Source organism: Aureibacter tunicatorum, assembly GCF_036492635.1.
Taxonomy (GTDB): domain Bacteria; phylum Bacteroidota; class Bacteroidia; order Cytophagales; family Cyclobacteriaceae; genus Aureibacter; species Aureibacter tunicatorum.
On sequence record NZ_AP025305.1, the window covers coordinates 1,850,926 to 1,872,427 of the forward strand.

The window sequence follows — 21,502 nt, forward strand, 5'->3', positions numbered from 1 at the left end:
GCTTATTCAGCATATGAATGCCAAATAAGCTTTAATATACAAAAATCTATGAAATTATACTTGCGCTTCTAAGTTGAAATGATGTAAATCTTTACCAGTAGGCGTTTCGAATATTTCAAGATCGAATGCATTCACAGAAGCGATTAGATGATCAAACACATCGGATTGAATTTTTTCATAGTTAACCCATTGAGTATCTTTTATAAAGCAATAAATTTCCAAAGGGATTCCTTGAGATGTTGGTTGCAGTTGTCTTACCATTAGAGTGTGTCTGCTAGAAATGGTATCCAAGGAGGCTAAGTATTTTTCCGCATAGACTCTGAAAGTTCCCAAGTTAGTAAGTTTGGCACTGTTTATATTGACGAGTTCTTGATCATTGCTTTTGTCTATGGATCTTGTTTTTTCATTTAAATAATCTTCAATGAGTTTATAAGACCCTAGTTTATCAAGATGTGTTTGATCCAAGAATTTTACGCTACTCATTTTGATATTGATTGATCGTTTCATTCTCCTTACTCCAGACTCAGACATGCCTTTCCAGTTTTGAAAAGAATCAGTGATAAAGGCATAAGTGGGTACTGTGGAGATAGTATTGTCAAAGTTCTTGATTTTAACCACATTTAATGTGATTTTGATGACGGTGCCATCAGCTTTGTAAGAAGGAATAGTAATCCAATCGCCAACGTGAATCATATCATATGCTGATATTTGAAGACTGCTGACAAACCCGAGTATTGTGTCTTTGAATACTAAGATAATCACAGCCGTTAGCGCTCCAAGAGTTGTCAAAATATGCATCACATCCTTATTGAAGATGAAAGACGCTATGAATATGATTCCGATGACGTAATTGATTATTTTGATAAGTTGGGCGTAACTGCTTATCGGTTTGTCATAGAAATTTTTATTGTTTTCCAATAAATGCTCTAGTGCATTAACTAGATTATTAACAAACATTAAAAAAGATATAGTAACAAAAACCTTGGCAACAATCATGACAATTGTTGTAGTTTCGGGATGTTTGCTAAGAATATAGGGGCTTAAAAAAATTACGACTAACCCAGGACCTAGATAAGCCAAAGGGTTGAATACTTTTTTTTCCAGAAGAACATCGTCGATTTTATTTTTGGTTTTCTTAAAAAGAGCAGTGAGGCTTTTAAGAAGAATGACTTTGGTGAGTTTATTGACGATTAATCCTATGAAAATTAAAATGCTTAAATCTACAGCTACATATATCAGGTTTTCGAACCATTCAGGAAGGTTGTAGCTTTCCACATAGTTTTCGGACCAATGATCAATTTGATTTTCGTCTAAGTTGTTGTTGAAAAAAATAGAATTTGACACTTTATTATTTTTTAGGTTGATAAGCCCTTAAAATTATAAAGATTGTGTCAAATTCTAATATGATTTTTTTTTGAAATTTTATTTCGCGTTAATATGGGCTTATTTTGCTGCAATCGCAGTCAGAAACAGGCAGATCTTTCTTGATATTGTAAAAATCAAGGAAAAGAGAGTCGAAACCAACTCTGTTCAAGGCTTGCAAGGAAGGAGTTCCCGTTCCATAGCATTCGACACCTCCGTTAATAACCACAATAGTCATGGCGAATTGATATTTTGGCAATCTATTAGCCATCGAGTCTTGGCGAGATGGGACCCAGTCTTCCAACATGATCTGGTGACAAGATGGCTTGGGTGGTTGAGGTGTCATCCAAAACCAAAGAGCGGCTTTAAAGGCTAGGACGCTATCTGTCGCAACCATGTCAGGATTTTTAAGCAAGATAGTTTTGTCTCCGAATAAGTCCTCACTGCATCTTCCGTAATTATAGTTATAGCTAATTTGCAATGGGCCTCTGCCATAATATCCTTCTGTGGACATTGGAGGATATTCTTGGTTCGGAACAGTGTATTGCTGACAAGGCTTTTGAGGAGTGCAGCCAACTTCTCTTATCCAATATAAACCCCAAGAATAAGTCCCGTGAGGACCTGGAGCTGTACTCCAACCTCCTGTGGTTTCATGAGCGCAATTGGCTAAAAAGGCTGCTATTTCTTTTTTATTTTGCTCAACGCTGCCTTCCGTTCCGAATTTTGGATATCTTTTAGCGGCTTCGATGAAGGCTTCGTATGAGTAAAATGGATTTCTGGTTCTGGTTTTTGATCCCCATGCCATGATGGAGTCGGGAAACCAGAGTTCAAAATCCTCCTTGGTGAATATATCTCTAATTGATTTGGCCGCAGGGTCGTCTGCTAATGAAATTGGCTTGGTGTCATCATCATTATTGCAGGAAGAGAAATTCAACAAAATGATTATAAATAAAGTGGCAAGGTAACTATTTTTCATTTTTTTATTGTTTTACTCCATATGCTAACTTATTCTTTTCAAAGATGTTCTTGGAGTTTTAATGTTTAAGTCTTTGCTGGCATAGCTATGGATATGTAAATGAGTAACTAGATAATGAGAATAGCGTTAAATTTTCAAAGTGAAAGGGATAATTTTTAATCAAAATGGAGTAAGATATGCATGCATCTAAAATAGTTGGCGTTGGGCATTATGTGCCAGATAGAGTGGTAACTAATCATGATCTGGAAAAATTGATGAACACAAGCGATGAGTGGATACAGGAGAGAACAGGAATAAAAGAGAGAAGGTATATTACACCGGGTAAAGATACTGTTTCTTCCATGGCCAAAGAAGCGACTCTTATGGCCTTAGAAAGAGCCGGCATGGCAAAGGAAGAAATAGATATGATCATTTTGGCGACTATTACGCCTGATTATTATTTTCCTGGTTCAGGAGTTTTGTTGCAAAGAGACTTGGAATTAGAGGCGATACCTGCTTTGGACATAAGAAATGCTTGCTCAGGCTTTATTTATGGCCTTTCAGTAGCTGATCAGTTTGTCAAGACAGGTATGTATCGAAATGTATTGGTGATAGGAGCTGAAATTCAGTCTACTGGTCTTGAGTTGAATGATGAAGGTAGAAATGTGGCAGTGATATTTGGTGATGGGGCTGGTGCCGCAATTGTGCAAAGAGCTGAAGGAGATGAAGGTATTCTTTCTACGCATCTTCATTCTGATGGTCGTTTTGCGGAGGAGTTGTATGTGAAAGATCCGGGTAGCAGCAGGCCGCCAAGGTTGACTCCGGAGTTGATTAAAGGTCCTACGACCAAGCCTTTCATGAATGGGAGCGCTGTTTTTAAACATGCCGTAGTTAGATTTATGGAGGTAATTGGAGAAGCGTTGAATGCCAATGGCTATGAAAAAGACGATATTGATTTATTAATTCCTCATCAAGCAAATTTGCGTATAAGCCAGTACATTCAAACAAAATTAGGTTTGCCTCCTGAGAAAGTATTCAATAACATAATGAAATATGGGAATACGACCGCAGCCTCTATTCCGATTGCTATGAGCGAAGCATTTGAAGAAGGAAGGTTGAAGAGAGGTGATTTACTATGTTTAGCCGCATTTGGTAGTGGATTTACTTGGGCTTCGGCTTTGATTAGATGGTGATAACATTATTGGAATTTTTCATGTTCATTCTGAAAAATGAATTATGAAAAATTCAATACAATATTCTGAAGAGAGACGCAAGATGATTAGAGCCGCTTTATGGACTGGAGTTGGCTCTTTGGTTGCTTTGAGCTTTGATGCTAATGCTAGAGCTATGATTCCAAGCCAAATGCAAGGCGCGTTGGATGATATAGGTGTGAAAGCAATGAAAAAAGCGTATGACGATGGATTGGACGCGTATATCGCTGGAGAAGGAGGGCCTTTTGGAGCTTGTTTAGTTTGCAATGGTGAAATCGTTTCTAGTGCCCAGTTGAGTATTAAACGTCAAAAAAACGCCCTTGCTGAAGCTGAGCTATTAGCTATACAAAAGGCTAGTGAAAAGTTGAAAAAAGCCGATTTATCGGATTGTGAAATTTATATGGTTTGCGCTCCAAGTCCATTGGCTTTGACTGCAATTATGCAAGCGAATATCAAAAAAGCGTATTATAGTTTAAGTCTGTCACAAAGCGAACCGTATAGTCAATTTAGATCGAGTTTGTGGAGTGAACTGAATAAGTTTTCGTTTTCTGAATCATCAAAGTTCAAGCAAACGATGGAAAGCCAAGGAATGAATTTATTGAGTGAAATCAAGAGCCAAGGTCAAACAGAGTTTGAAGAATAGTTTAGGCTTTGGTATGAAATTTTATTTTAAAACAAGGGAACAAAGGCTGTAAGTATTGAGACGAAGGAATATTACTTGGCTGATTCTCAGATTTTTTGACTTTGGAATTAAAAAACTTAGGTTTTAAAAACGTCAAAATAATAAAATTTTCAGGCAAATGATTACCTTTGTATCCCGTAAGTCAAGAAATGTAATTATTAACAATAACTTATGGGTGCTGCTAAATACATATTTGTAACAGGAGGTGTTACTTCATCATTAGGGAAAGGAATCATTGCCGCTTCTTTGGCGAAATTGCTTCAAGCGAGAGGACTTTCTGTAACGATCCAAAAATTCGACCCTTATATCAACATTGATCCAGGGACGTTGAATCCATACGAACATGGAGAATGCTATGTTACAACAGATGGGGCAGAGACAGACCTAGACCTAGGTCACTATGAGAGGTTTTTGAATATCAAAACCACTCAAGCGAACAACATCACTACAGGAAGAATCTATCATAATGTAATCACTAAAGAAAGACAAGGAGCCTACCTTGGCAAAACCGTTCAGGTGATCCCTCACATTACAGATGAAATCCAAAATAATTTCTACAAACTAGGAGAGACTGGCGAGTATGATATCGTGATTACTGAGATTGGTGGTTGTGTTGGTGATATCGAGTCTTTGCCTTTCATTGAAGCTGTAAGACAAGCTAGAATGAACCTTGGAGAAGAGAATGCTATCGTCATTCACTTAACCTTAGTTCCTTACTTGGCGAAAGCTAGAGAATTAAAGACTAAACCTACTCAACACTCTGTAAAGCAACTTTTGGAAGCAGGGCTTCAGCCAGACATTTTAGTTTGCAGAACTGAGCATTCTTTGCCTCAAGAGATCAGAAAAAAATTAGCTTTATTTTGCAATGTTAGATTGAATTCCGTAATCGAGTCAATTGATGCGGACACAATTTATGATGTGCCTCTTTTGATGAAGAAAGAGAAGTTGGACGAGCGAGTAATCGAAAAACTTAATATTCAATATGAAAGCGAGCCAAAACTTGATCTTTGGAAGGATTTCTTGGGAAGGTTGAAGAATCCGACGGATGAGATTAAGATTTCGCTAGTAGGTAAGTATGTTGAGCTTCATGACGCATACAAGTCAATTGTTGAGTCTTTTGTGCATGCAGGTGCTGAAAACGAGTGCAAGGTTAAGCTTAATTGGATAAGCTCCGAGTCTGTGAATCCTGGAAATGTTGAAGAGCTTTTAAGTGATTCTGATGGAGTATTGGTAGCGCCAGGTTTTGGAGAGAGAGGGATTGAAGGCAAAATCACAGCAGTGAATTTTGTTAGAGAGAACAAGATACCTTTCTTTGGTATTTGCTTGGGAATGCAATGCGCAGTGATTGAGTTCGCAAGAAATGTTCTTGGCCTTAAAGAAGCGATGTCAACAGAGATGAATCCTAATACTCCTGATCCAGTGATTGACTTGATGGAAGATCAAAAGGATATAGAGTTAATGGGTGGAACGATGAGATTGGGAGCTTACCCGTGTGAATTGAAAGAGGGAAGTTTGGCTAAGAAAATTTACCATGGCAATGATACTGTGAAAGAGAGACACAGACATCGTTATGAGTTCAACAATAAGTATTTGGAAGCAATTGAATATGCGGGAATGAAAGCTTCGGGAATCAATCCTGAAACTGGACTTGTTGAAATTGTAGAGATTGAAAACCACCCGTTTTTCGTAGGTACTCAATTCCACCCAGAATTGAAAAGTACTGTGATTAAGCCTCAGCCTGTTTTTGTTGCATTTGTTAAGGCTGCGCTAGAATATCACAAAAATAAAAGTTAATTTTGTTTAAATATGGGATTTTCATAACGCTTTAGCCTGTAGGTTAAAGCGTTAATTATTTAATAATAAAATTTAAAATGGATAAGAATCAGTCGATAGGACTACTTTTAATCGCATCAATCCTTCTGGCGTACACATTTTTCTTTGCTCCTGAGCCTGAGAAAGAAAATCAAGATGGAGCAACTCCAGTAGCCGAGAATGTTGATCAATTGCCAAGCAATAATGAAATTGAGCAAATTGAGAATAAATTCGATAATCTAAGCGATTCTGTGAAGAATGCTAGATACTCTCAAAGGTATGGAGTATTCGCTAGTGCCGTGGAAGGAGAAAATCGTGATTTTATCTTGGAGAATGATGTTGTTAAGATTACATTCTCTTCTAAAGGTGCAGGTATTGACAATGTGTTGCTTAAGAAATTCAAGACATGGGATCAGCGTCCTTTGAATTTATTGAAAAGCGGGCAAAACGACTTTTCAATGGAATTGAAAACGTCATCCGGCACAGTTGATTTATCCAAATTATATTTTGCAACGAATGCTTCGCAAGTTACGACAGTTGCTAGTGGAGGTAAATCATCGATTTCCTTTAAGTTGAAGGTCGATGAGCAAAATTATATTGAGCAAGTGTATACTCTAGGAGAGGGCTATGAACTTGAAAACAAGTTTTATATCAAAGGTCTGGAAAATGTCATCACAGGAAATGATCTTCAATATGTGTGGCAAGATAATCTGACAAGAGCAGAAAAGAACCTTTATGGCAATAGTGGCGAGAGAGGCAATACGACTGTTAATTTCTATACTACAAGCGGTACTTTTGATGATTTGTCCGCGACTTCTGAAGATGCTGAGGAAGAAAAAGTTACCGAGCCGGTTAATTGGATCGCTTTCAAGCAACAATTCTTTGTGTCTTCTGTGATCCCTTCAAGCCCAGTGTCTAATGCTGTTGTGTCTACAGAATTGCCTTCTTCATTGGATACAATGGTTGTTAAAAAGGCTAAAGCTTCTTTTGCAGTGCCTGTTAAGGATTTGCGAGGCGGTACGGATAATTTCAAATATTATTTCGGTCCAAATAATTACGACATATTAAAAGATGTAACGACTGATTTCTCTAGAAACCTGAATTTGGGATGGGGGATTTTTGGATGGGTCAATAAATTTGTTGTGATCCCAATATTCAATTTCTTGCAAATGTATATTTCAAGCTATGGCTTGATTATATTGATATTGGTTTTGATTATTAAGTTGGCTCTTGCGCCGCTTTCATACAAGTCATACCTGTCTATGGCGAAAATGAGAGTTTTAAAGCCTGAATTGGATGAGATCAAAGCTGAAGCGGGCGATGATATGGCCAAGGCTCAAACAATGCAAATGGAGCTTTATAGAAAAGTAGGAGTGAATCCATTGAGTGGTTGTGTGCCTATGTTGTTGCAGATGCCGATTCTATTCGCGATGTTTAGGTTTTTCCCGAACTCTATTGAGTTAAGACAAGAAAGTTTCTTATGGGCTCATGATTTGTCTACTTACGATACTATTCTTCAGTTGCCATTTGAAATTCCTTTCTATGGTTCTCATGTTAGTGGATTTGGCTTATTGATGACAATATCATTGATTCTATATACTTGGATGAATAGTCAGACAACAACAGTGGAAGGTCCAGCGAAAACAATGCAGTATATGATGCCTGTAATGTTCTTGTTTATTGGTAATAATTTCCCTGCTGGATTGACTTATTACTACTGTCTATCGAATATTGTAACTTTTGGTCAGCAAGCTATCATTAGAAAGTTTGTAGATGATGATAAGATTCATTCGATGCTTCAAGAGAACAAGAAAAAGAATGTTAGCAAGAAAAAGTCGAAGTTCCAACAAAAATTGGATGAGGCGATGAAAGCTAATAATCAAGCTAACAAGAATAAAAAGAAAAACTAGGTACTACTAGTGGCATAAAATTAAAAGAGAGACTTAATAGTCTCTCTTTTTATTTTTAAATAGTTTACCAGTCGTCGTTGAATTGGTCTAAATAGGTGTCGTCAATGTCATCGTATTTGCCAAATTCCATTTCTTCCATGTCAAAAGGTTTTTTTTCGAAATCTCCATTAAAAAAATCATCAACAAATTGTTCATCGTTTGTTCTCATAACTTCTTAGGTCTAGAGTTAATAATGTTTGTTGATTTAAATACGTTAAAAATGATACCATAATAATTTCAATAGAGTTACTTTTATATTAAGGCTAAGTATAAGTTTTTAGCAAAAATATCTTAAAAGTTAACCAATGTTTTTTAAACTATTGTGTATCAGTAGTTAAGGTTTTTTTGAGTTTTGAGACAACTATTGATCTTTGTTAATGGTATGTTTTACTTTTAAAAAAACTTTGCTTTGCCAAGGGGAAAGTTCGATATGGATAGTTTCATCATATAGAAATTCTTCTGGAGAGAATATATTTTTGTAATATCCAACTGGGATGGATTTAATCCTGAATTTAACCTTCTTATCCGAAGGGTTGCTTAAAGTAAGGCTGACATGTTTCTTGTCAATGCTTCGAATAAATCCAATCACATTATCATCGGTTGTTTCTATTACCTTCATGTTGATATTAGAAGTACCGCCTGAAAGTGTTGGATATTCGCTTTTGGCTTTATTGAGTTCGTTGTAAAAATTCTGATACTTTAGTTCAGCCCAGTCAATCCATTTTTGACCGTTTAAAACCAAATATTTGTCAAACCCATTTTCATCTCCTGCTTTCATCATAGCATAACCTGGCAATGTGAAGACAATTGCTGAATGAAGTAAATATGCTTGCTCATTTTGTTGAAACAAAGAATCGAAATGTGTGATAGAAGTTGTGTTGATGACTTTTTGTGAAGACGGAGTTTTAACCGCTAATTGGATGACACTTTTCAAATATTCAGAGAAGTTGGTATTATTGGTAGTTTCTGTTTGAATGTTTGAGTAAGTAAATAAATTTCTGGAAGAGTTCTTTTCATTGACAATGATGAAAAGCTTTTTTGCATTAGCTAATTGATTGAGTTGTTCTGAGCCTGTAGCATCTATTTTCGTTTTTTTGTCAAATTCAATTCCGTCAAATTTAAAAATTTTAAGTAATGATTCAATTTGGTTAGATAATGATTTAGAATTTATCATTTCTTTTTCAGGCCATTGCAATATGACTTTCAGGTCAAGATTATGGCATTTATCAATATATTTTGTCAATTCTTCCTTGGTGTCATGACTTGAAAGTTCAAAGCTTTCGTTAGTATTTCCTTTGCCAATTGTTTTCAGAGGGTTTATTATTACAGCTTCTATGCCCATTTTTTTCAATAACTCGATTCTTTTGGACGCTGCATTTATCGATTGGCTTTCAGTATATGTTTCTAAATCGATTTTATAAAAGTCGATATTATTGCTTATTAAATTGGTTTTTTCAGCTTCATCGGTTTGATTGGAGTCGTTTTTTTTAGTTTCTCCGCAAGCTGTTATTAAGGTTATAATAAGTATAAAGCAAATGTGTTTCATAGCATGTTTTTGAAATAGAACTATTTTTTCATTGAATGAGTTTGAATTATTTATGAGTCAAAAGAATGAATAGATTTTAATCTTGTTACCTTTGTGATATGATAAATATTGGACAATACAATTCGTTAAGAATTGCGAGGTTCAGCGCGCATGGCGCTTACCTCACAGACGGAGAGACTGAGGTTTTGCTACCTCAAAAATATCTTAAGGAAGAAATGGAAGTAGGAGAGGATTTGAACGTGTTTGTTTACAATGATTCTCAAGACCGCCCAGTTGCAGTGACAACAAAGCCTTTGGCTCAAGTTGATCAATTTGCGTACTTATATGTAAAAGCATTGACAAAAGTAGGTGCGTTTGTGGATTGGGGATTGGAAAAAGATCTTTTGGTGCCGTTTAAAGAGCAAAGGTTTCCACTACAGGAAGATCGAGCGTATATTTTTAGGCTTTGTCTTGATCATAGATCCAATCGAGTGATCGCGACGACAAAGTTGTTCCCGTTTTTTGACAGGGATGTGTCGGAGCTTAAAGAAGGGCAGGAAGTGTCGATGTTGGTGTATGAAAAGGCGGATTTAGGCTTTTTAGCGATCATTGATGATCGATATTTAGGTTTGATTTATGACAATGAGGTGTTTGAGCCTTTGGCTGTTGGTGATAAGAGAAAAGGCTTTATCAAGAAGATAAGAAACGATGGTAAAATAGACTTAGCGCTTCAAAAGCAGGGTTATGAAGCTGTTGAGGATTCTAAGGATATCATTATTGATGAATTAATAAAAGCTGGCGGTGAATTGCCTTATCATGATAAAAGCGATTCTGAGGAAATTAAGAAGGTCTTCAGAATGAGTAAAAAGAATTTTAAGAAAGTAGTTGGCAGTCTGTACAAGGCAGGGTTGATTGAGTTGAAGGAAAATGGTATTAAACTTAAAATAAAGTAATCATGCCTCTTTCATTTAATAATTTAAGAATTGGTAAGACTTATCGATTGATTAATTTTGGTCAAAAGACAGAGTTTGAAGTGATGGAAATCAATGAAGACGAGAATCATAGACTAAAGGATATCAATACTTTGGAAGAAGCTTTTTTGCAAGATTTGCTTTTTGAAGGACGTGGCAAAGACTACGACTTGGAAGAAATCTAAAATCAAGTATGATATGGAAGTCTAGCTTGTGTGCTTGAAGGGGCTGGTCTGCTGAATTGCTGACGGAAAAGGAGATTGCTTTGTCCGTCCATCTTTCTCTGAATTTGTTCTCTGTCGAAAGTATCCATGAGTTTGACGATCATATCCCATGTTTCAAAGAAAATTTGTGATTCATGAGGAAAATGAGCTAAATGAGCGTTTCTCATTTTTCGGAGATCATCTCGTCTGTCACGCAAATTAACGAGAGCTGTCATGGCGCCTAAGTCAACAGCTCTTGTCATTACTTGATCTGAATGATATCTTCTGGTAAGATGCAGTTTGCCGTCATAAGTAGGACTAAGGAATCCTTCCACAAAGGTTTTGAGAATTTTTCTGAGTTGTATGCCAACTTGATGGCATTGACGCATAAATCCTTCAGGATCGTCTTCAAATCTCGCTATGTTGTCATATGCTGTATGAAATTTTTGATGCGACTCTTGAAAGTCATCAACGACTTCTCTGTCATGAATGGAATTGACCAATATGAATTGACCATAACCTCCCAGAGTCTGGTCAATAAGATTGGCATGGACTTGTTCCTCAGTAGTTTTGATATCCGGCATCCAAGTGTGTACTTTGGTGGCTGATTTGGAGAAGTCAAGTTCGACATTGTATAGCATATTGCCAGAGTTGAAGGTTTTCCATCTCCAATACCTATCATGACTACCTAGCAAAAGGTCATAAATTAACGATTCACCTATTGAAAGTTGAACCTTTTTATTTCCTACAATACCCTTGCAAACGCTTGCGAATTTATTATCATCTTTTGGAAATACTTTTCTAACATGTGTAGCAGCCATGCCTGATTTTTTCTCCATGATGATGATGCAATAGTTTTCCTCATCATTGTCTCTTGCTATTTGCAACGCTTCAAAGAATTCATCTCTAACACTTAATGGAGCTTCATCTTCATCCAGACTTTTATTGTATTCGTCTTCTATGTGAAAATGTTGGCAGGCTCCAAGCCTACCCGTAAATTCTTCCAATTCATCCGAGTTCTTGGTTAAAACCATACTGCTGGGAGCGGATACATGAACGCCAACCATTTTAATGAAGTTGGAAGCAAAAGCTTCTTTTTCTATGCCTACAGCCCATTTGTCAGGTTTGCTATCCACTTTTACAGGGATTTTAATCACGTACTCTACTCCAAACTTGTCCGAACAGCTGAATACTGTGCTAAATAAGCCTGGTATGCCGAAAGGTTGCATCGTTTCATAATCAATGTCTTCTGGGTCAAAAGTCCAGTTAGGCATAAATTTATCGTAAATAGCGTCAGTTTCCGGAAAGATTCCTTTTTCCGGCATTTCAACACCATTTCTCAGGTTTGATTCAGGAATAGGCCAAAGTTCTTCGCTATGACTAGATGATGCATGAGATTGCACTTGCTCTATTTCGGCAGTCGGAGGCGTCTTCGGTCTTGGTTCTTGTGATTCTATTGAAATGGAATAAGAACGATCTCTTCGTGTAAAGACTTCTTCAGCTGTAGATTCATTGAATGCCAAGCTTCGATGTCTGCCAGATTCCTCTAGTGGTGGTGTTGAAGAATGAATAGATTCTGCTGGAGTTCTAGGCTCTTCAAGAGATTGTTCGACAGGCTGGTCAGGCACAGCCTCAAACACAACTTCGACTTGTACCTCTGTGCCGCATTTTTTTGGTTCGACCTCTACATGTACGCTTTTTTGAAGTTCGTTAGGAATAGCTTCACTGGGAGCCGTTACTATAATTTCCGGATGAGTTGTAGAAGCTGCCGGTTCGACGGTAATTTCTGATGAACTAACGACATGTTGACTTGATGAGGCTTCAAGTTGATGTTCTCTGGTTCTGTGTTGTTCAGAGGTAGAACTCGTGCTAGAATTCGTTAGCTCTTCAGTCGGTGGCTTATAAACAAATTGTGGCTCTTGTCGCATAATTTCTTCAACAGCGTTGACAGTTGGGATTAAAATCATGTCATCGTCAACAGCCATTACTTGAGTTTGTTGTAGTCTTTGTCGTTCTCGTGCCGCTACTTTCTTTTCTGCCTTCGAAACGGATGGTATGTACCTTTCGACTGTATGGAAGACCTCTCGGTCATGAAAGAACCTTGAATGATCTTCATAATTTCTGTAATGCCTGGGAATCTCCAAGTGATTATGATCGTCGAAAAGGCTAAAGCCAAGAAAGGAATTGTCTTTTCTTCTATGAAATTTTCTAGGTCCATGGTTAGGCACTCTGAATTCATCCGCAAGTCTTTCTTGAGCTTCTCGTATGAGTCTTTTCTTTCTTCGAACTCTGCAAAAGCAAACGCTTTTGTGATAAAAATAATCCGCCATTATTTTACCCAATAGGATGTATGGAGGGTAGAAAGTATAAGTGGGATCCTGTCTTCTTGCTGGGTTTGGTGTTTCTGCCATGAATGTTGAAGGTTCCCAAGATGATCCAACATAGTAATGGCTGCCGATTTTTTCAAAATCGGGAGAGTCGTCCAGTAGTTCCATCATGAGGTTCAAAGTCAGTCTTTTGCCGCTTCTGTGACTCATATCTGCTAGCCTTCTGATAAGAAGATTTCCCGTTTCACTTGCGAATAATTGCCCAATCCAACTAAGAACAAGTGTTTTTTTATAATTGACGGTCAAGTCGTCGTCATTGCCAAGGCCGTCAATTTCAGGAAGCAAATCGGGCCTTGCGATACCTTCATAAGGATTTGTAGCATAAGTTCGGGGATTGAGCATTTCCAAATGATCCCTTCCATCTTGATCTATGAAGAGACCGTATTTGTATGGAGGACAAAATGGCCATTTGTTTTCAATAAGTATTTGTGTGATGTCCGCTCTATCTTTTTGCACATAATCCAACAATAGACCATAGGCTTCCAATTGAGGCATTAATTCAGGGTCGCGCAGTGCCTGTCGGGGTATTGGGTTGTGCCGGTTCCATTTGAAGGCTAATTGTTCCAATCTGTGAAGGCAGACAAGTCTTTCATGGAGGCTCTTAAGCAGGCGTTCGCCGCCATCATCCACTCTTCGAAACCTTAAGCTTTCTCCTGTGAGGTAATCGTATGTTTTTATAACCTCTATGACGGTTTTGGCTATTTCATCATTTTCGCCATCAAGCTCAATTCGTTCAACGATCTGGCTCATGGTGCTAGCTGTGAGATCTTCACGTTGACTCTCTTCCAATGGACTTCTTCTTTGGGCTTGAGGAGAATCTTGAGGCGTATTTGGTCTTGATGGAGGTCGATGAACTATTTCATCAAATTGCTCTGCGGAAAGCATGCATTGTATCGTTGGAGGGAACTTGTTAGATATGCCAGCCCCGCCAAAGTCTATATTGTTTTTGTACCGTGTATTTTTTCCACCCTCTGTTTGGTACATAATGAATTTTATAACTATCTGAATTTTTGAACATGAATGACAGGGATTATGTTTGATTTCGTCTTTATGCAATATAAAAATTGGAAAAAATTAAAAGTGCTTTGTTAAATCAGAATTTATGGAAATCTTGTGCAAATTTTTAGGATAAAATAGATCTTCATGGACCAAATTATTGATTTTTTGAAAATGATATGGAGTTATTGCATTGCAATGCTCGATTATAAATTCATCGATTCGGCTAGCCATCAAGTAAGTTTTGGGAGTGTGCTGAATTTTCTTGTAGCTCTTGTGATATTGTACCTTTTTGCGGAAAATCTTAGGCGGATTTTGATTAAAAGAGTCTTGACAAGGTTTGAAAAGTTGAAGAGTTATAGTTCAACAGTCGCAGCAGTGATGAAATATACGATTTTAGTCATTGGTTTTTTTATCATAGCTCAGTCTCTAGGGATTAATTTGAGTAGTATATATGTTTTGTTTGGATCTCTGGGCGTAGGTATTGGTATCGGACTTCAAAATATTGCTGAAAATTTGATTTCCGGCGTAATTATTTTTTTCGAACGGCCTTTGAAAGTGGGAGATAGGGTCGAAGTGGATGATATTGTTGGTCAGATTCAAGATATTGGGCCAAGAGCTACTACGGTATTGACTAATGACAATATTTCTGTCATAGTTCCTAATAGTCGATTCGTATCTAATTTAGTTATTAATTGGAGTCATAATGATTCCAAAGTTCGTTTTCATTTCCCTGTTGGGGTTTCATACAAGGAAGATCCTGATAGAGTTAAAACAGTCTTATTAGAAATATTATCGAATCATAAAGATATCTTGGATCATCCGAAGCCAGAGATTTGGTTTACAAATTATGGAGATAGTTCATTGGATTTTGAGATTGTAGTTTGGACCGAAACAATGACGAATGTGCCTAAAGTTCTAAAGAGTGAATTGTATTTTGAAATATTCAAAAAGTTTAGCGAGTATAACATCGAAATACCATTTCCACAGAGAGATCTTCATTTAAAAGAAGTGCCAGAAAATCTTACTTTGGCTTCTAAATTGAGTATGGAGGGAAGTCGAAACTAGTGTTAGGGTACAGTAAAAAGGCCTATGAATTGATGTTCATAGGCCTTTCTTTTACCAGTTAGGAAGGTTTGGATTAGGAGCTCTTTTAGGCTTCTTTTTTTGTTGCTGAAGGTATTGAACCTCAGAGTTTTTCATCGCTTCAAGGATCATTTGAGCTTTTTCTTCTGTTAAGTTCATTTCTTGAAGTTTTTCATTCAATTCTTCTTGCTGAGCTTGTTTCTCTTGTTCTTCAGGACTTTGTTCCTCTTCAGAGTTTTGCTCTTGTTGCTGTTCTTCATTTTCAGCATTTTGTTCTTCTTCTTTTTGCTTCTCCTGTTCTTTTTCTTCCTGCTTTTCTTGGTCTTTATTTTCGTTTTCTTCGTTTTTGTTTTCTTGATTTTCCTGTTGTTGATCGTCTTTGTTTTGATCTTGCTTGTCTTCCTGATCTTGCTGATCTTGATTCTGTTGTTCCTCTTGCTCTTTTTGATTTTTCACCCATTCGTAATCATATCGGGCTTCCGTATTTTCAGGATCAGCTTTTAAAGAGCTTTTTAGATAATCCAGCGCTTCATCGAATTTTCTTTGTTCTGCTGTCACGACGCCAAGCTGTTGATTTGCGATTGAACGAATGTAGTCATTATGGCTTCCAGCGATTTTTTGATAAGATGCTATAGCGTTCGCAGTGTCTTGATTCAACAAATAAGCATTGGATAAATTTAATTGAATAGAATCGTCTTGTATTTGCATAGAATCGAGCAGCAAGGAGTAATTGCTTATCGCTTCGGCAAAGTTTTTTTCCTCAAGCGCGTTCTGCGCGTTCTTTTTGAGACGATTTACTTGACTAATTTTATTGATATCGCCAATGGAAGTCAATACAAAGACGATTATAAATATATATTTCATTTGCTACTGTAGTTTGATGGTTTGAACTGGGATCATGACATCCACTACCATTAGGATAAATGCTAAAATAAGGAAGTAAGTGTACTTGTTGTTGCTAACTTCCAATTTGGTTTTTCCTCTAGATTTTCCTTTGATACTTTTAATTGAATTAATCAATTTAGTTACATCGCTTCGGCTGGAATTGATCTCGAAATAATTTCCATTTCCAATACGAGCGATTTCTTTAAGCTCGACAGGGTTTAATTTTGTTACGACATTTTTCCCCTGTTTGTCTGTTAGATAACCTCTGGTTTGCTTGATTTTACTTCCTTCTTCACTTCCAACACCTAGTGTGAATATTTTTATTCCATTTTCGCTGATTTCCTCAGCAGTTGATTTTGATTGTTCTCCAAAGTCCTCGCCATCGCTAATCAGCACTATGACTTTAGCATTGTTTTCTTCACTAGGAGAATTGTCATTGGTTAATTTTTGCAAAGCAAGGCTAAGAGGAGGCTCAAAATCAGTACCCGCTTTAGGCACAAGAGATGAGTTAAGCGTTGAAATAAACAGATTCAAAGCACCAATGTCATAAGTAAGAGGGCATTGTACAAATGCCTCGGAAGAGAATATTATGAGACCTATACGATCACCTTTGAATGATTCGACGATGTTTTTTAGCTCAAATTTTATTTTTTCCAATCTTGTTGGTTGTATGTCGTGAGCGTTCATCGAATTTGACAAGTCAATGGCTATATATATGTCTTTGCCTATAGTTTCTACTTCTTGCGTTTTTTTGCCAAAAGATGGTCCAAGCAAGGCTATAATGAAAAGAGCGAAATATAAGCTCCTTAATATCAGTTTTGCGAGAACTCTATTAGCTGTAGTATGAAGTTTCTTCGCTTTAGAAAGCGTTTTGTATATAAATAATATATAGAAGACTATAAAAATAGAAATTAAAATAAAATCTAGTGTGTCAAAAGATTTGAACCAAGTCATGCTAAAATGTATAAATATAAATTATCTTATTAATCAAAAGAGACTAACTGGGTTTTAAAAATAAATAAAGTGAGCCATTAAGAAAAGGATTTTAGGGAATGGAATTTTAAATTTTGTGAAAAAGTTGAGCGATTTCAGATAAAACATCATAAACGAAATTTAGAAGAAGACATCAATCCGCAATTCAATGGAAGGAGATTGCAAAAAAATAGATAAATTGTATTTTTGTTAACTATCTATTATGTAGATGTTTAATTGCATGTGGCAAATATAGGACTGAAAAAAGCGTATATTTTTTTGCTTCAACATTTGATAAGTTCGAAATCTTGCCTTATGTTTGCATCGCTTTTCGGAAAAACGAACGAAAAAATTCTGGAGAGGTGGGTGAGTGGCTGAAACCAGTAGTTTGCTAAACTGCCGTACTCTTTATCGGGTACCGGGGGTTCGAATCCCCCTCTCTCCACTTGAATTCTTTCGGGGTGTAGCGTAGCCCGGTTATCGCGCATCGTTTGGGACGATGAGGTCGCAGGTTCGAATCCTGCCACCCCGACAGTTCGTTTTTCGAAAATAATCTGAATGAAAATCCTGGAGAGGTGGGTGAGTGGCTGAAACCAGTAGTTTGCTAAACTGCCGTACTCTTTATCGGGTACCGGGGGTTCGAATCCCCCTCTCTCCACATGGATTCTTTCGGGGTGTAGCGTAGCCCGGTTATCGCGCATCGTTTGGGACGATGAGGTCGCAGGTTCGAATCCTGCCACCCCGACACATTTAGATTTAAAATCACAAAATTTACCGGAGAGGTGGGTGAGTGGCTGAAACCAGTAGTTTGCTAAACTGCCGTACTCTTTATCGGGTACCGGGGGTTCGAATCCCCCTCTCTCCACAGATTCTTACTCGGGGTGTAGCGTAGCCCGGTTATCGCGCATCGTTTGGGACGATGAGGTCGCAGGTTCGAATCCTGCCACCCCGACACGATAAGAATCATACATAGATAACCTTTCGGGGTGTAGCGTAGCCCGGTTATCGCGCATCGTTTGGGACGATGAGGTCGCAGGTTCGAATCCTGCCACCCCGACACATTTAAATTTAAATATCACAAAATTTACCGGAGAGGTGGGTGAGTGGCTGAAACCAGTAGTTTGCTAAACTGCCGTACTCTTTATCGGGTACCGGGGGTTCGAATCCCCCTCTCTCCACAGATTCTTACTCGGGGTGTAGCGTAGCCCGGTTATCGCGCATCGTTTGGGACGATGAGGTCGCAGGTTCGAATCCTGCCACCCCGACACATTAAGAATCATACATAAATAACCTTTCGGGGTGTAGCGTAGCCCGGTTATCGCGCATCGTTTGGGACGATGAGGTCGCAGGTTCGAATCCTGCCACCCCGACGGATTATCAAAAGACTGTCTTTCTAGGCAGTCTTTTTTATTTTAAATGCTTACTGATTGGATATTGCTTTCAAAAGGGGACGTTGGGAATGCATTTGATTTACGGGAGTAAATAAATTGGATTTTAAAAGCAAGATTTAAAACGTTACGGGCAATTTGAGGATGTGAAAAATAAAAGGTTTCATGACTTGATTGCCAGAGTGTGTAAGACTAAGAATTGAGGCAATAAAGACTTGAAACCAATGATTTTGTAATTTTATTTCATTCGGTGAAATTAAGGTTAGGAAAAATTCTCGTTGTAATATCTGATGAATTCCATAATGGTTCCTACTATGGAGGCTGCTACTGCAGCTGTGATGATAATTGTTGTAGTCATAGTTTCTAAGGTTTGGTTGATTTCCTTATTTCAAAAACATCACCACAATAGAAAAGTTTGGCACGGCTTGAAATTACTATGAGATGTTGTCATGCCATTTTTTTGAATAATGTTTGACTGATCTATGTAAAAAAATGTTAAAATTACATGATGTCTAATTTTTAGATTGTTTAAAACCTTACATCGGTAAATTGGCTTTTTTGATGGTCAAGTTCGTCTCAGATTGGTTTGTGACGGCTTAACTATTCAAATAGTTAAGGAATATTACTTGGTATGCTTATGAATGATTTTAGAATTTAATGATTTTTTCAACTTTTTTATTAGATAGGTAACTCCTGATGATTTGCTGCGTATCCTTATTGTTGCGATAAGGTTGAATGTGATTTTTAGCATCATCAATGGAAGTGATTGCATCGCTAGTTTGAATAGTTCCGAAGCCTATGTATCGGCCATTTTCAATGCAAATAAGGCTTCTCTCTTCTTCATTTATTCCTTTATCGATGATAAGGAAGTTTTTTTCCTTATAAGTTAGGTTGTCTATAAATTTTGTTGCTTTTAGGTTGTAGTCTTCAGGAGTTTCTTCTTGTATGCATGCTCCGGAGCATTGCTTGATAGTATAGTGGAAGCATGATCCGCTGGATTTATATAAGCCGCTTAGTTTTTGACAAAGTCCATATTTTTCAATGCCATTGAATAAAACACTTTTGGCCTTTTCATTTGAGTCGTAAAAAATGATCGCTTGTCCATTGGTGGCAGATTTAGCTATTTTAAAATTGATGTAGCCATTTTGATCGTAGATGGCAAAGATTCCGCTGTTGAATACACTTCGTCTTTGAGCTCTATTGTATACTGGCTTGTGAATTTTTATTTCGTCGGATTCTTTGAGTAAAGCTACAAGTTCGCTTCCTGTTACTATGTAATCTATAGAAGCAATTCTTTCCTTCATTTCCAGCGCTTTCTTTGTTTTGTGATTATAAAGGTGTTGCCATACTCGTTGCTTAATGTTTAAGCTTTTGCCTATATAAATAATTTGATCGTGCTCGTTTCTGAAATAATAAACACCAGTAAGTTCGGGTAGAGCTTCTATCGATTCTCTGCTGAGGTTGGGGTGTAGCAATAGTTCTTTTCTGCCTTCGATAGTCTTTTTTTCGTGATCAAGTTTAAGCAGCAGTTCGAAGAGTTGAACTGTCGCAGCGGCGTCAGCCTCTGCTCTGTGATGATTCTTAAGCTCTATGCCAAGAGCTTTTGTTAGTTTTCCTAAACTGTAGGAATCTTGGCCGGGGATAAGCTTTCTGCTTAGTCTGACTGTGCAGATGTTTTTTCGTTTGAACTCATACCCTAGGTTTTTAAACTCTTCTTTGATGAAGTTATAATCAAAGGCAGAGTTGTGCGCCACTATTGTCGCTCCATCAGTGATTTCAATGATGTCTTTAGCTATTTCATAAAACTTTGGCGCGTGAGCAACCATTTCATTGTCAATTCCTGTAATCGTGGTGATATAGTATGGAATGCTTTTTTCTGGATTGACTAAACTATGAAAGTGTTTGCATACTTTCGAACCGTCATGAAGATAAATGGCTATTTCGGTGATTTTGCCAGTATTGTAATTTCCTCCTGTTGTTTCAATGTCCAGTATAGCGTACATCCATTAGTTTTTAATAATGACTAATATATTTTGCAAATATAGTCATTTTTAGAATGGTATTCGCTATTTATTTTAGTGTATCACTTTAAGACATTTTGGCAAAGTGCTTACCCTTAGTTGATTTCCCGATAATTCTTGAAACTCGCCATCAATATGGTAACAATCGATGTTGTCGCATTCTATGTCAATTGAATGGACTTTTGTGATACTCATATGCTTGTTTTTATCGATTGTTTTAGTCAAAAACTGTATGCCTATAGGCAAGGTTTCAAACAACGCAAAAGGCTTGAGAATGCACAGATCAAGCAGTCCATCAGATAGCTTGGCGTGCGGAGAAACATAAAAGTCATTTCCATATTGTCCAGCATTGGCAATGGTGAGTAAAAAAGCTTTTGTTTCTATTTTGCCGTTTTCAGTAAGGATAGTATAGTGTTTTGGTTCGTAAGAAAAGAAATGCTTGATGGATTCTGATACATATGTTTTTAAACCTCGGCTATCAGCCATTTCAAATGCTTTGCCAATTTCAGCATCAAAGCCTATGCCTGCTGTGCAAAAGAAGTGTTTTTCATTCGCCAAGCCAGCATCGATCAAGTCAATTTTATTCTCATTCAATCTTTGGATAGCTTTTTCAATGTCTAAGGGGATATTAAGCGATCGAGCCAAACCATTTCCAGAGCCTTTTGGAATGATGCCCAAGGCGGTGTCAGTATGGACTAGACTTCTTGCTACTTCATTTACAGTGCCATCTCCGCCTACGGCTATTACGGCGTGATAGTTTTCATTAGCCGCATTTTGAGCAAGCACTTCAGCATGTCCGCGATATTCAGTATAGACTATTTCTGGTGTGAAAAAATCTGTATTCACCACTTCTTCGATTTTTTCTTTCAGGTGATTTACAGTTTTTGTGCCTGATGTTGGATTGATTAAGAATAAAATCTTCATGTTGATTGTTAGTGTTGAGTTCAGCGGAATATTGTTGAGTCCAAAGCGTTAAGCAATGAGGTGAAATCCAAAGATTAAATTGCATGCAAATATCATAAAGAGCGTACAAAAAGAAAAGGGGAATCTGATATTAGATTCCCCAAACTTTAAAATGCTTGCTTTCGACTGATTAT

16 protein-coding genes and 10 tRNA genes are annotated in these 21,502 nt (G+C 37.4%); 17 read left to right on the top strand and 9 right to left on the bottom strand.

The annotated features are described in order from the left end of the window. Positions 1-54 precede the first annotated feature (54 nt). Both AABK36_RS07990 and AABK36_RS07995 read right to left on the bottom strand, forming a co-directional pair. A complete protein-coding gene (locus tag AABK36_RS07990; protein ID WP_309939317.1) occupies positions 55-1,344 on the bottom strand; it encodes a mechanosensitive ion channel family protein in 1,290 nt (429 codons plus the stop codon). Positions 1,345-1,432: 88 nt separating this feature from the next. Continuing rightward, entirely contained in the window at positions 1,433-2,338 is a 906-nt protein-coding gene (locus AABK36_RS07995) for a chitinase (protein WP_309939320.1), read from the bottom strand. Between the two features lie 176 nt (positions 2,339-2,514). Between AABK36_RS07995 and AABK36_RS08000 the strand changes: the two genes are divergently transcribed. The 4 genes from AABK36_RS08000 (at position 2,515) to yidC (ending at position 7,932) form a co-directional block, all read left to right on the top strand. Beyond that, entirely contained in the window at positions 2,515-3,510 is a 996-nt protein-coding gene (locus tag AABK36_RS08000; RefSeq protein ID WP_309939322.1) for a 3-oxoacyl-ACP synthase III family protein, read from the top strand. A 43-nt stretch (positions 3,511-3,553) separates the two neighbouring features. Beyond that, the gene (locus AABK36_RS08005; RefSeq protein ID WP_309939324.1) at positions 3,554-4,171 is read left to right on the top strand and encodes a deaminase; all 618 of its coding nucleotides are present in this window, start codon (positions 3,554-3,556) and stop codon (positions 4,169-4,171) included. Between the two features lie 210 nt (positions 4,172-4,381). Further along, positions 4,382-6,004: a CTP synthase gene (locus AABK36_RS08010; RefSeq protein ID WP_309939326.1), complete on the top strand. Its 1,623-nt coding sequence runs from the start codon at positions 4,382-4,384 to the stop codon at positions 6,002-6,004. A gap of 77 nt (positions 6,005-6,081) precedes the next feature. Continuing rightward, positions 6,082-7,932 carry a membrane protein insertase YidC gene (gene yidC, locus AABK36_RS08015; protein ID WP_309939327.1) on the top strand — a complete coding sequence of 617 codons (1,851 nt, stop codon included), beginning with the start codon at positions 6,082-6,084 and terminating at the stop codon, positions 7,930-7,932. A 64-nt stretch (positions 7,933-7,996) separates the two neighbouring features. Here the strand turns inward: yidC and AABK36_RS08020 are convergent, their stop codons facing one another. Further along, positions 7,997-8,140, bottom strand: coding sequence for a hypothetical protein (locus tag AABK36_RS08020; protein WP_309939329.1), 144 nt, complete (start codon positions 8,138-8,140; stop codon positions 7,997-7,999). Positions 8,141-8,332: 192 nt separating this feature from the next. Further along, complete coding sequence (locus AABK36_RS08025) at positions 8,333-9,517, bottom strand: alpha-amylase family protein (RefSeq protein WP_309939330.1); 1,185 nt, start codon at positions 9,515-9,517, stop codon at positions 8,333-8,335. Positions 9,518-9,615: 98 nt separating this feature from the next. Between AABK36_RS08025 and AABK36_RS08030 the strand changes: the two genes are divergently transcribed. Both AABK36_RS08030 and AABK36_RS08035 read left to right on the top strand, forming a co-directional pair. Beyond that, positions 9,616-10,449: a CvfB family protein gene (locus AABK36_RS08030; protein WP_309939331.1), complete on the top strand. Its 834-nt coding sequence runs from the start codon at positions 9,616-9,618 to the stop codon at positions 10,447-10,449. 2 nt (positions 10,450-10,451) lie between these two features. Beyond that, positions 10,452-10,652, top strand: a complete 201-nt coding sequence (locus AABK36_RS08035) for a hypothetical protein (RefSeq protein ID WP_309939332.1) — start codon at positions 10,452-10,454, stop codon at positions 10,650-10,652. 2 nt (positions 10,653-10,654) lie between these two features. Here AABK36_RS08035 and AABK36_RS08040 read toward each other — a convergent pair whose 3' ends face one another. Next, positions 10,655-14,041, bottom strand: coding sequence for a hypothetical protein (locus tag AABK36_RS08040; RefSeq protein WP_309939333.1), 3,387 nt, complete (start codon positions 14,039-14,041; stop codon positions 10,655-10,657). 159 nt (positions 14,042-14,200) lie between these two features. On the opposite strand from AABK36_RS08040, the gene AABK36_RS08045 reads away from it, so the two are divergent. Next, complete coding sequence (locus tag AABK36_RS08045; RefSeq protein ID WP_309939334.1) at positions 14,201-15,121, top strand: mechanosensitive ion channel family protein; 921 nt, start codon at positions 14,201-14,203, stop codon at positions 15,119-15,121. 51 nt (positions 15,122-15,172) lie between these two features. Here the strand turns inward: AABK36_RS08045 and AABK36_RS08050 are convergent, their stop codons facing one another. Both AABK36_RS08050 and AABK36_RS08055 read right to left on the bottom strand, forming a co-directional pair. Further along, complete coding sequence (locus tag AABK36_RS08050) at positions 15,173-16,003, bottom strand: hypothetical protein (protein WP_309939336.1); 831 nt, start codon at positions 16,001-16,003, stop codon at positions 15,173-15,175. A 3-nt stretch (positions 16,004-16,006) separates the two neighbouring features. Continuing rightward, positions 16,007-16,978 carry a vWA domain-containing protein gene (locus AABK36_RS08055; protein WP_309939337.1) on the bottom strand — a complete coding sequence of 324 codons (972 nt, stop codon included), beginning with the start codon at positions 16,976-16,978 and terminating at the stop codon, positions 16,007-16,009. A gap of 374 nt (positions 16,979-17,352) precedes the next feature. On the opposite strand from AABK36_RS08055, the gene AABK36_RS08060 reads away from it, so the two are divergent. The 10 genes from AABK36_RS08060 (at position 17,353) to AABK36_RS08105 (ending at position 18,366) form a co-directional block, all read left to right on the top strand. Next, positions 17,353-17,441, top strand: a tRNA-Ser gene (locus AABK36_RS08060). Between the two features lie 12 nt (positions 17,442-17,453). Beyond that, positions 17,454-17,528, top strand: a tRNA-Pro gene (locus tag AABK36_RS08065). A 37-nt stretch (positions 17,529-17,565) separates the two neighbouring features. Continuing rightward, a tRNA-Ser gene (locus AABK36_RS08070) sits at positions 17,566-17,654 on the top strand. 12 nt (positions 17,655-17,666) lie between these two features. Continuing rightward, a tRNA-Pro gene (locus AABK36_RS08075) sits at positions 17,667-17,741 on the top strand. A 31-nt stretch (positions 17,742-17,772) separates the two neighbouring features. Further along, positions 17,773-17,861, top strand: a tRNA-Ser gene (locus AABK36_RS08080). Between the two features lie 12 nt (positions 17,862-17,873). Next, positions 17,874-17,948, top strand: a tRNA-Pro gene (locus AABK36_RS08085). Positions 17,949-17,978: 30 nt separating this feature from the next. Beyond that, positions 17,979-18,053, top strand: a tRNA-Pro gene (locus tag AABK36_RS08090). Positions 18,054-18,085: 32 nt separating this feature from the next. After that, positions 18,086-18,174, top strand: a tRNA-Ser gene (locus tag AABK36_RS08095). A gap of 12 nt (positions 18,175-18,186) precedes the next feature. Then, positions 18,187-18,261, top strand: a tRNA-Pro gene (locus AABK36_RS08100). Between the two features lie 30 nt (positions 18,262-18,291). Continuing rightward, positions 18,292-18,366, top strand: a tRNA-Pro gene (locus AABK36_RS08105). A 665-nt stretch (positions 18,367-19,031) separates the two neighbouring features. Here AABK36_RS08105 and AABK36_RS08110 read toward each other — a convergent pair. Beyond that, positions 19,032-20,387 (bottom strand): exonuclease domain-containing protein, encoded by a 1,356-nt coding sequence (locus AABK36_RS08110; RefSeq protein ID WP_309939338.1) that lies wholly within the window; start codon positions 20,385-20,387, stop codon positions 19,032-19,034. Between the two features lie 72 nt (positions 20,388-20,459). Then, on the bottom strand, positions 20,460-21,329 hold the full coding sequence (locus AABK36_RS08115) for a diacylglycerol/lipid kinase family protein (protein ID WP_309939339.1): 870 nt from the start codon (positions 21,327-21,329) through the stop codon (positions 20,460-20,462). Between the last annotated feature and the right edge of the window lie 173 nt (positions 21,330-21,502).

Excerpts from the sequence above, each read along its gene's own strand:
- AABK36_RS07995 (WP_309939320.1), bottom strand. The coding sequence starts at position 2,338 with ATGAAAAATAGTTACCTTGCCACTTTATTTATAATCATTTTGTTGAAT.
- AABK36_RS08000 (WP_309939322.1), top strand. The coding sequence starts at position 2,515 with ATGCATGCATCTAAAATAGTTGGCGTTGGGCATTATGTGCCAGATAGA.
- AABK36_RS08005 (WP_309939324.1), top strand. The coding sequence starts at position 3,554 with ATGAAAAATTCAATACAATATTCTGAAGAGAGACGCAAGATGATTAGA.
- AABK36_RS08010 (WP_309939326.1), top strand. The coding sequence starts at position 4,382 with ATGGGTGCTGCTAAATACATATTTGTAACAGGAGGTGTTACTTCATCA.
- yidC (WP_309939327.1), top strand. The coding sequence starts at position 6,082 with ATGGATAAGAATCAGTCGATAGGACTACTTTTAATCGCATCAATCCTT.
- AABK36_RS08020 (WP_309939329.1), bottom strand. The coding sequence starts at position 8,140 with ATGAGAACAAACGATGAACAATTTGTTGATGATTTTTTTAATGGAGAT.
- AABK36_RS08025 (WP_309939330.1), bottom strand. The coding sequence starts at position 9,517 with ATGAAACACATTTGCTTTATACTTATTATAACCTTAATAACAGCTTGC.
- AABK36_RS08030 (WP_309939331.1), top strand. The coding sequence starts at position 9,616 with ATGATAAATATTGGACAATACAATTCGTTAAGAATTGCGAGGTTCAGC.
- AABK36_RS08035 (WP_309939332.1), top strand. The coding sequence starts at position 10,452 with ATGCCTCTTTCATTTAATAATTTAAGAATTGGTAAGACTTATCGATTG.
- AABK36_RS08040 (WP_309939333.1), bottom strand. The coding sequence starts at position 14,041 with ATGTACCAAACAGAGGGTGGAAAAAATACACGGTACAAAAACAATATA.
- AABK36_RS08045 (WP_309939334.1), top strand. The coding sequence starts at position 14,201 with ATGGACCAAATTATTGATTTTTTGAAAATGATATGGAGTTATTGCATT.
- AABK36_RS08050 (WP_309939336.1), bottom strand. The coding sequence starts at position 16,003 with ATGAAATATATATTTATAATCGTCTTTGTATTGACTTCCATTGGCGAT.
- AABK36_RS08055 (WP_309939337.1), bottom strand. The coding sequence starts at position 16,978 with ATGACTTGGTTCAAATCTTTTGACACACTAGATTTTATTTTAATTTCT.
- AABK36_RS08110 (WP_309939338.1), bottom strand. The coding sequence starts at position 20,387 with ATGTACGCTATACTGGACATTGAAACAACAGGAGGAAATTACAATACT.
- AABK36_RS08115 (WP_309939339.1), bottom strand. The coding sequence starts at position 21,329 with ATGAAGATTTTATTCTTAATCAATCCAACATCAGGCACAAAAACTGTA.